Source organism: Cecembia lonarensis LW9 (assembly GCF_000298295.1).
Classification (GTDB): domain Bacteria; phylum Bacteroidota; class Bacteroidia; order Cytophagales; family Cyclobacteriaceae; genus Cecembia; species Cecembia lonarensis.
This window is the reverse complement of record NZ_AMGM01000118.1, coordinates 1-10005: the sequence shown is the minus strand read 5'-3', so window position 1 is coordinate 10005 and position 10005 is coordinate 1. Positions and strand designations below refer to the sequence as shown.

Genomic DNA, 10005 nt, shown 5'->3' with positions numbered 1-10005 from the left:
CCCCCTTTTTTTTAAAGTCATACAAACTTCATTTGATTTTTTCAATCTATTTCAATTCCATAGATGCTTTCAATTCCTCAACATTAAGCACATTGGCAATGCTTGTACGCTCAACCTCTCTGAATTTAGTTAGTTGGGCATCGATCTGCCTGGTAATTTCTACCCTGACTTCTTCTGCCCCATCTGTTGGCCTCCATTCCCCTGTACCAGCGATAACATTCAAGTGGGCCAATTTATTATTCAACCGAATCGGGTAATTCAAAGGATCTTGACCACTTCTGTTTTGGGTCTGATACAGTTCCTTTTCAATATCCGAAATGTTCTTAATGATCGGATCAATGCGTCTTTTTTGTCTTGGGTTATTTTCCACCAAAGCATTGAGCTCATCACGGTATTTCCTGATCAACATGATGGTCTCATGTGTTTCGGTAAGTTTATCTCTGACTTGAAGCAAGAAATCAAATTGTGCCTGTCTGTCCTCTTGAGTAGAAGGGTACCTTGGATCAGGTAAGACTTTAAAGCCTTGCTCCTGAACCTGTCCATCAACCATCAATAACACCGTGTAATCCCCAGGGACTACTTTAGGCCCTCTTAATGGTCCTGACCACATAATCATACCTTCAAACCCTTTAGCATCCGGAATTCTAAGGTTCCAGTTAAATTCATTGGATCCCACTTTATATTTCAGCGTATCACCTGCTATTCCTTTTGAAGAATATTCTCTAATCAGGTTTTTATTGCTATCATAAAATTCGAGCCTGACTTCCTCTTTGGGCTCTTGATTCAGTTGATAGTACACCAAAACACCACCTGGTCTATTGGTTCCGGCAGTTTTAGACTCCCTTCTCACCCCATCCAAAGTATAGGAATCCTGAGGCTGGAAAAGATAAAAAGGCTTGACAGAAACATCTCTTGAAAGCTGATGTAAAACGGTTAGATCATCAATGATCCAAAAGCTACGTCCTTGAGTTGCTGCTATCAGGTTGTTGTCCTTAATAGTCAAGTCTGTTATGGGGACAATTGGCAGATTCAGCTGGAATGGGCTCCATTCAGCTCCATCACTAAAGGATACATACATCCCTGTTTCGGTTCCCGCATATAAAATGCCTTTTTTAGCAGGATCAGCCCTTACCACTCTTGTGAAGTGCTGGGCATCTATTCCATTCACTATTTTTGTCCAGGTTTTACCATAATCTGTGGTTTTAAACAAATAAGGGGCATAATCTCCATTTTTATAAGCTGTAGCAGCAAAATATAATCCCCCTTCTTCAAATGGATGCGCTTCCATACTGTTGATCTGCGTCCATTCAGGCAGTTCAGCAGGAGTTACATTTTCCCAGGTAGCACCATTGTCTTTGGAAACATGGACCAATCCATCATCAGAGCCTGCCCATAATACGCCTTTTTTCAAAGGAGATTCAGCAGCAGCAAAAATGGTGGAATAATATTCCACGGAAGTATTGTCCTTCGTTATCGGACCCCCCGACTGGGCCTAGTTTTTCTCTGGCATTTCGGGTTAAGTCGGGGCTAAAGGTCTCCCAACTCTGTCCGCCATTCGTAGAACGGTGGAAATGGTTGGATGTGGTGTACAGCACCTTGGGATCATGAGGAGAGAAGAAAATGGGAAAATTCCACTGGAAACGGTATTTCATTCCTTCGGCACCATGTCCCATAGGGTTATCAGGGTATACATTTACATTTCTCCTTGCTCCTGTTTTATGGTTGAGGTACTGCAATAGACCGCCATAATTACCGCCATAGACAATATCGTTATCAGTTGGGTCTACGGCCAACCAACCTGATTCCGAACCCGCACTAACCTGCCAATCATCTTCTGTAATGCCGTAGCTATCGTTTCTATGGGCTATTCGCATGGTGGAATTATCCTGCTGCGCACCATAAATTCTATAAGGAAAGTGATCATCTGTCGTTACCCTATAAAATTGAGCTGTTGGTTGGTTCATATAAGTTGACCAGGACGCACCTCCATCAAAAGACACCTGGGCACCTCCATCATCAGCAATGATCATGCGCTGATTGTCACTGGGGTCAATCCATAAATCATGATGATCACCATGCGGTGCAGCAGCGCCTTTGAAGGTTTTTCCCCCATCGGTGGATTTATGGTAATTCACATTCATGACATAGACCGTATTTTCATCCTGCGTATCTGCATAAATACGGGTGTAATACCAGGCCCTTTGTCTCAAATTTCTATCATCATTGGTCTTTTCCCAAGTAGCACCCGCATCATCAGAGCGGAATACACCTCCATCTAAATTCTCCACAATGGCCCAAAGCCTGTTGGAATTCAAAGGAGAAACCGTAATACCCATAATGCCTAGGGTTCCAGCAGGAAGGCCTGGATTTCTGGAAATCTCAATCCAATTTTCCCCACCATCGGTACTTTTAAACATTTTAGATCCAGGACCCCCACTCTCTAAGCTGTAAGGCGTTCTTTTCAACTGCCAAGTACTGGCATACATTACTTCTGGATTATTGGGGTCCAATATTAGATCAACCGCTCCCGACTGCTCATTTACAAAAAGTTTCCGGTCCCATGTTTTTCCTCCATCCGTAGATTTGTATACACCCCTCATCGTTGTAGGTTTGAAAATATCACCCAAAACTGCAGCATAGACAATTTCAGGATTAGTAGGGTGAACTCTAATCCTTGAAATAAAGCGGGTCTCTTCCATACCAAGGTGTTCCCAGGTTTTTCCGGCATCGGTACTCTTCCAAAAGCCATATCCATAAGAAACATTTCCTCTAACGGTTTTCTCTCCACCACCTACATAGATGATGTTGGGGTCGGAGTGCGCTACGGTCACTGCACCAATTGAGCCTCCGAAAAATCCATCAGAAACATTGGCCCAAGTGATTCCACCATCTGTGGTTTTCCAAACTCCTCCTCCAGTAGCTCCAAAATAAAAGGTATTTCGGTCACCGGCAACACCGGATACCGCAGCCGATCTACCACCTCGATGGGGACCCACTAGTCTCCATTGAACGGCATCGTATAACTTTTCATCATACGTTTGGGCTTGTATTTCCTGAAACAAGCCAAGCGTAAATAGAAGAAAAGCTGCACAAAAGACATGTAAAATTCTGTTCATAGCTTTAAGATTGGTTAATTATGAGGGAATTTAAGCTATATCAAGTGATTTCACCTACAAAAAATGATAATTGGTTATATGAGATTATAAAAAAAGTATAAACATTAACCCACCCTTTTCATACTCTTAGCGAACTCTGTCGTATAATTTTCCCAGATGAGGAATCCCCGCTCCATCCATTCAGGTGTCTCTTCGCCCATCAAGTGTTGGTCGAAATACTGCTTCATCCTAATTTGAAAATCTTTTGATTGGCCTCATTACCCAAGTGGCAACCTCCATTTGGATAGGACAAAAAAAAACCCTCTTATCCAGAGGGTTTAAAGTTAATATAGTGATGTTTAAGCTTCGGCAGGCAATACGCTGACGTAAGACTTGCCATCAAATTTTTTCTTAAACTGTACTTTTCCATCAGTCAAAGCGAATAGGGTATGATCTTTTCCAACACCCACGTTATCACCCGGATGATGCTTAGTACCTCTTTGTCTTACAAGTATATTACCTGCAATAACAACCTCTCCACCAAATTTCTTTATCCCTAGACGCTTGGAATGGGATTCTCTACCGTTTTTGGAACTACCGACACCTTTCTTGTGAGCCATAATGTTATACGTTTATGATTCCTTATGAAATCTTATAATGTGATGTTTTCAATCAAAATTTTAGTAAAATCTTGTCTGTGACCGTTTTTCTTCTTGTATCCTTTTCTTCTTTTCTTTTTGAATACGATAACTTTGTCACCTCTTACATGATCAAGAATTTTTCCTGATACCTTGGCGCCAGCTATGATTGGAGCGCCTATTGATACTGCACCGTTGTCATCAGCCAACAATACCTGATCAAATTCCACGGAAGCGCCAGCTTCGCCTTGCAATTTTGGTGCATAGACTTGCTGATCTTTTGTTACTTTGAACTGCTTTCCTGCGATGTTTACAATTGCGTACATAAATATTATTTATTGCTTTAGGAAATTGGAGTGCAAATATAATCATTTAATTCTAAGAAAAAAAAGAATTTATCAAACCTGGCAAATACACAATCACCCGGTTAGCTCAAACAATCATAAGGTAATTTTTTATTGGAAAATAGCCTGAGTCCAACCATAAAAATTTTTCTAAAGGTTTTTAAAACGAAAATTAAATTTTTTAACAAAAGGCAGAAAACCAGGATATTAAAAATTATATTTGGTTAATTAAAAACATAGTGCAAATTTGACTTCCAGTCAATTTTTTAGTGGTTTTTGCTCTGATCAGAGAATGTGAAAATTCTTAAAAAAAAGTTCATGATTGATTAGAGACTTAATTATTTAAACTATAGATTGATGTTATATATTTTATTATATTGAATATCATTACTTTATAATGTTTTGAATTACGTTCAAAAAACTACACTATTAGGGTATTGGAGGGTTTTATTTTTAAATTTTGTTGGTCATATTTGTTCGAAGGCTGTTTGCATAAACAGCCTTTTTATTCCCAGCATAGTAGAAAAGTAGTAGCCTACTAAAACATTTATTTTAACTATTAAAACCCACAGTGTAATGCAACAGATAGAGCCGATTCTTCAGGATAACAAAAACAGGTTTGTCCTTTTCCCCATCCAGCATGACGATATCTGGCAATTTTACAAAAAGGCCGAAGCAAGTTTTTGGACAGCAGAGGAGATTGATCTGAGCCAAGATCTAAAAGATTGGAAGAATTTAAATGATGGAGAGAGACATTTCATCTCTCATGTACTTGCTTTTTTTGCAGCAAGTGATGGTATTGTGAATGAAAATCTGGCAGAACACTTTGTAGCAGAGGTGCAATACACCGAAGCCAAGTTCTTTTATGGGTTTCAGATAGCAATGGAAAATATCCATTCCGAAACTTATAGCTTATTAATAGATACTTATATTAAAAACCCGGTAGAAAGGGATAAACTTCTGAATGCCATTGAGCATATTGATTGTGTGAAGAAAAAGGCCGAATGGGCTTTGCGTTGGATAGATAATGGTAGCTTTCAGGAGAGGTTGATTGCCTTTGCTGCGGTGGAAGGTATTTTCTTTTCCGGTTCTTTCTGTTCCATTTTCTGGTTGAAGAAAAGAGGACTCATGCCTGGCTTATCCTTTTCTAATGAGTTGATATCAAGAGATGAAGGCTTACACTGCGATTTCGCCTGCCACCTATATACCAAACACGTAAACAATCAGCTACCTAAAGAGACTGTGACCAAAATTATTAAAGATGCGGTAGAAATAGAAAAGGAATTTGTCACTGATGCACTTCCAGTCAAACTTATAGGCATGAATTCAGATTTAATGTGTCAATACATTGAATTTGTGGCAGACAGGTTATTGGTAGAATTAGACTGTGAAAAAGTTTGGAACAGTACAAATCCATTTGATTTCATGGATATGATTTCCCTGCAAGGTAAAACCAACTTCTTTGAAAAGAGGGTAGGTGATTACCAAAAAGCAGGCGTTATGAAATCAAAAGAAGCTATTGACTCACCAAAGTTTTCTGTTGAAGAAGATTTCTAAAATCCACTTACCACCAATCCAAATTATCACCAGACATGTTAGTAATAAAGAGAGACGGACGTAGAGAGTCTGTACGATTTGACAAAATCACGACGAGGATTGAAAACCTCTGTAATGGTTTGGATGGCAGATATATCCATCCAATTGAAGTTGCCAAAAAGGTAATTGATGGTCTTTATGATGGGGTAACTACCACTGAGTTAGACAATCTTGCTGCGGAGGTCTGTGCTTCCTTAACGGTCAAACATCCTGACTACGCCATCTTGGCTGCCAGGATAGCCATTTCCAATTTGCACAAAACCACCAGCCAATCTTTTTCAAATACCATGAAAAGGCTGTATACCCACATCAATCAGAAGACTGGTGACAATGCAGCTTTAATAGCACCGGATGTTTATGGTGTAGTAAAAAAGCATGCTGCCAAACTGGATGAGGTGATCGATTACCAAAGAGATTTTGACTATGACTATTTTGGTTTTAAAACACTTGAAAGAAGTTACCTGATCAAATTAGACGGTAAAGTTGTGGAAAGACCTCAACATATGCTGATGAGAGTGGCTGTAGGCATCCATAAGGAAGATATCGATGCAGCCATCGAAACTTATCACCTGCTTTCCCAGAAGTGGTTTACCCATGCTACCCCTACTTTATTCAATGCTGGTACACCTAAGCCACAACTATCTTCTTGTTTCTTGTTGACCATGAAAGAAGATAGTATTGATGGAATCTATGATACCTTGAAGCAATGTGCCAAGATTTCCCAGTCTGCAGGAGGCATTGGCTTATCCATCCACCATGTAAGGGCAAAAGGCAGCTATATCAGAGGCACTAACGGTGTTTCAAATGGCATAGTACCGATGCTGAGAAACTTTGACATGACTGCACGTTATGTTGACCAAGGTGGAGGTAAAAGAAAAGGAAGTTTTGCCATTTATTTGGAACCCTGGCATGCAGATGTTAAAGATTTTCTGGAACTGAAAAGAAACCATGGTAAAGAGGAAATGCGTGCAAGAGACCTTTTTTATGCCATGTGGATTCCAGACCTGTTCATGAAGCGTGTAGAGCAAAATGATGAATGGTCCCTCTTCTGCCCTAACGAAGCACCTGGTTTGGCTGATTGCCACGGAGAGGAATTCGAAAAGCTGTATGAAAAATATGAAAGAGAAGGAAAGGCAAGAGAGACAATAAAAGCTCAGGAACTTTGGTTTGAGATCCTTGAATCTCAAATTGAAACCGGAACGCCTTACATGCTTTATAAAGATTCAGCCAACAAAAAATCTAATCAGCAAAATCTAGGAACGATAAAATCGTCCAACCTTTGTACTGAAATCATTGAATATACCTCTCCAGATGAGGTGGCTGTTTGTAACTTAGCTTCAATTGCACTTCCAAAGTTTGTGGCGACGGGCAAGGATGGTAAAAAATACTTTGACCACCAGAAACTATATGAAGTTACCAAAGTGGCAACAAGAAATCTTAACAAGGTAATTGATGTAAACTACTATCCTGTCGAAGAAGCCAGAAGATCTAACTTTAGGCATAGACCTATTGGTCTTGGTGTACAGGGTTTGGCAGATGCCTTTATCATGTTGAGAATGCCCTTCGATTCAGATGAAGCCAAAGGCCTGAACGAAGATATCTTTGAGACTATTTACTATGCTTCTATGGAAACTTCCATGGAATTGGCCAAGGTACAGGGAACTTATGAAACGTATGAAGGTTCTCCAGCTTCAAAAGGCATCTTCCAATTTGACATGTGGGGGGTAACGCCAAAATCTGGCCGATGGGCCTGGAATGAATTGAAAGAAAAAGTGAAAAAATTCGGTTTAAGAAACTCTCTGTTAGTTGCCCCAATGCCAACGGCATCTACTTCCCAGATTTTGGGCAACAATGAGTGCTTTGAGCCTTACACTTCCAATATTTACACCAGAAGAACACTATCAGGTGAATTCATTGTGGTGAATAAGCATTTGATGAGAGACTTGATCAACTTGGGCTTATGGAACGATACCACGAAAAACAGGTTGATCGCTGCCAATGGATCCGTACAAAATATCCCTGGAATTCCTCAGAACATTAAGGATATATATAAAACGGTATGGGAAATCTCTCAAAGAATCATCATTGATATGGCTACCGAAAGAGGCGCTTATATCTGTCAGTCCCAAAGCATGAACGTGTTTATGCAAGATCCTAACTTTGGTAAACTGACTTCTATGCATTTCTATGCTTGGAAAAAAGGCTTGAAAACTGGCATGTACTACCTCAGATCACAAGCTGCTGCCAGTGCAATCCAGTTTACAGTAGATAAATCAGCCCTAGAGACAGATAAAACAGCTTCTGCTGTAGATCCTTCCAGAAACCAAAAACAAGATGCTATCGCTTGCTCATTGGATGACCCTGAAGGCTGCGAAATGTGCGGAAGCTAATAAAGAATATTTTAGAGTTCGTTTGATGGTAAAAAAGCGTCTGATGGTATCAGGCGCTTTTTTTTGATCCTAAATCTACCTTAATTTAGGGGAAATTGAAAAAGAAAATGGTAGTGATAATTTTTTAAGAAAGTTCAAGTTATATAAAAGTTGGACTTTTTATAAGCAATGAACATGAATCAGCCCATATGTTGGATTTACTTGAAAAATAGGTCTTGCTTGACTTACCTTATCTTCTTGACAGGAATGGTTCACTTGTTTTCTTGTGGTAAAGTGAAGGATAAAACCTCTTTATCTATAGAAAAAGTCATCCTTGAGATCGATACAGTGATAGTGGATAGTAAAGGAGTGCCCTTATTTCTCAATTGGGGATTATCCACCGCAAGTATATCATCCAATGGTCGTTTTTTATATAATTATAATGTAGCAGAAACTACGCTTGAACAGATCGATCTGGACGAACTTAGTTTAATTCAGGTAGTGGCTTTAGAAAAAGAAGGCCCTGATGGAATAGGGAACAATGGCAGAGGCGGGATTGTACATTTGAAAGAAAACCTCATTTTAATGACTGGATTCCCTTCCCCGATAATTATTAGCACTGAAGGGAGAAAATCAGATGCACTTCAAGAATTAAAACCTTTGAAGGCACTATTTGCAGATTCAGATAAAACCTTTTTACATGAAAAGGTTGATCCGGAAAATCCTCATATGGTGTATGGTATTTTGATGAAGTCCCCCAATCGCGATCTTGAATTAGGAGCTTTAAATTTGAATACTGGGGAAACAAGTATTCTAAAGCTGCCACAGCTGGAAGAACTGAGTTCTTTTATGATGGTATTAGATGATGGCAATAGTTTTGAAGTATATGAACCTTACTTATTTCTTTTACCAGTGAATGGAAATATCCTTGTGGGATCGAATATCATGAGCGACTTGTATGTCTATAATTTAGCTGAAGGGACGCTTGAATTTACCCAAATGGAGCATCGTTTGACAAATGCAAGAAAAATTCATAAGCTTCCCGGTGAGGTCAGTGATCCAAAAATATTTTTCTTTCATTTTAAAAAATCTCAAAGTGAAATATCCTTTCATTTACCAGTATATGATGAAATAAATGAGCGCTATATCCGACTTTCCCATATCAGCCATTTTAATGAAGAAACACCCAATGATTACCCAAGACCGCAGTCAATAGATGTCTTCATCAATATCTATGATAAAAATTTCAAACTGATCAAGGAGTTGCCACTGGCGTCTACAGAAAGCATCCCAGGTTTCTATTTTGTCAAAGATGGACTGCTCTGGATTTTTGAAAATATTGATGATGAAATGGGGTTTGTTAGGATAAGAGTAAATTAATTAAATTTAGAAGGTCACCTAGACTAATCGTTTTTCAGATTGACCGGGGCATATAACCTGCGGTATTGGACGCTTTCCGCGTCCGGAATCTGGAATGCAAAAATATCCTGAGTCTTTATTCTTATTTCTTACTTGTTTTTCTTATTTCTAATCTCTTTCCTAAAGGTATTCAAGCTCGCTGCTATCTGCCGACAGCCAGGTCCCGCTTCTGACAGGCTTTTGTGGACTTTTGTGTTTAAAAATATATCTCTTCCCAATCAAAGAATTTAATTGAACCACAAAAGGAACCACAGGAAACAAAAGAATTAAAATGTCTCCCTGATCAGAAAAGTACGGCGACCTTGTCACGTCCTGATTTTACTTGACACTTATTTTATTTTTTTCTTTAGAATTCGACTCCCCCGGAGTCGGGATTCCCGAATATCAAAATTACCTCTCAACCCCGGGTTGCACCCGGGGCAAATAACCTACGGTATTGGACGCTTTCTGCGTCCGGAATCAGAAAAGTATGACGACCTAAGTCTTATTTCTTGTGTCTTGTATCTTGAGTCTAAAGTCTTGAGTCTAAAGTCTCGCTTCTCCC

Annotated in this window: 6 protein-coding genes and 1 pseudogene; 3 read left to right on the top strand and 4 right to left on the bottom strand. The window is 39.4% G+C overall.

Annotated features, from left to right (window positions below; all coding sequences use genetic code 11):
* Window positions 1-46: 46 nt before the first annotated feature.
* From B879_RS23670 to rplU, 4 genes and pseudogenes are all read right to left on the bottom strand, one after another.
* Window positions 47-3116 (bottom strand): annotated as a pseudogene (locus B879_RS23670) (WD40/YVTN/BNR-like repeat-containing protein).
* A gap of 104 nt (window positions 3117-3220) precedes the next feature.
* The gene (locus tag B879_RS23450) at window positions 3221-3343 is read right to left on the bottom strand and encodes a hypothetical protein (protein ID WP_262481915.1); all 123 of its coding nucleotides are present in this window, start codon (window positions 3341-3343) and stop codon (window positions 3221-3223) included.
* A gap of 111 nt (window positions 3344-3454) precedes the next feature.
* Window positions 3455-3715 carry a 50S ribosomal protein L27 gene (rpmA, locus tag B879_RS19230; RefSeq protein ID WP_009186893.1) on the bottom strand — a complete coding sequence of 87 codons (261 nt, stop codon included), beginning with the start codon at window positions 3713-3715 and terminating at the stop codon, window positions 3455-3457.
* Between the two features lie 32 nt (window positions 3716-3747).
* Entirely contained in the window at window positions 3748-4059 is a 312-nt protein-coding gene (rplU, locus tag B879_RS19225) for a 50S ribosomal protein L21 (RefSeq protein WP_009186892.1), read from the bottom strand.
* Between the two features lie 594 nt (window positions 4060-4653).
* Between rplU and B879_RS19220 the strand changes: the two genes are divergently transcribed.
* The 3 genes from B879_RS19220 (at window position 4654) to B879_RS19210 (ending at window position 9422) form a co-directional block, all read left to right on the top strand.
* Window positions 4654-5634 (top strand): ribonucleoside-diphosphate reductase small subunit, encoded by a 981-nt coding sequence (locus B879_RS19220; protein WP_009186891.1) that lies wholly within the window; start codon window positions 4654-4656, stop codon window positions 5632-5634.
* Window positions 5635-5669: 35 nt separating this feature from the next.
* Window positions 5670-8063, top strand: a complete 2394-nt coding sequence (locus B879_RS19215) for a ribonucleoside-diphosphate reductase subunit alpha (protein WP_009186890.1) — start codon at window positions 5670-5672, stop codon at window positions 8061-8063.
* Window positions 8064-8282: 219 nt separating this feature from the next.
* Window positions 8283-9422, top strand: a complete 1140-nt coding sequence (locus tag B879_RS19210; RefSeq protein ID WP_157231729.1) for a DUF4221 family protein — start codon at window positions 8283-8285, stop codon at window positions 9420-9422.
* Window positions 9423-10005 lie beyond the last annotated feature (583 nt).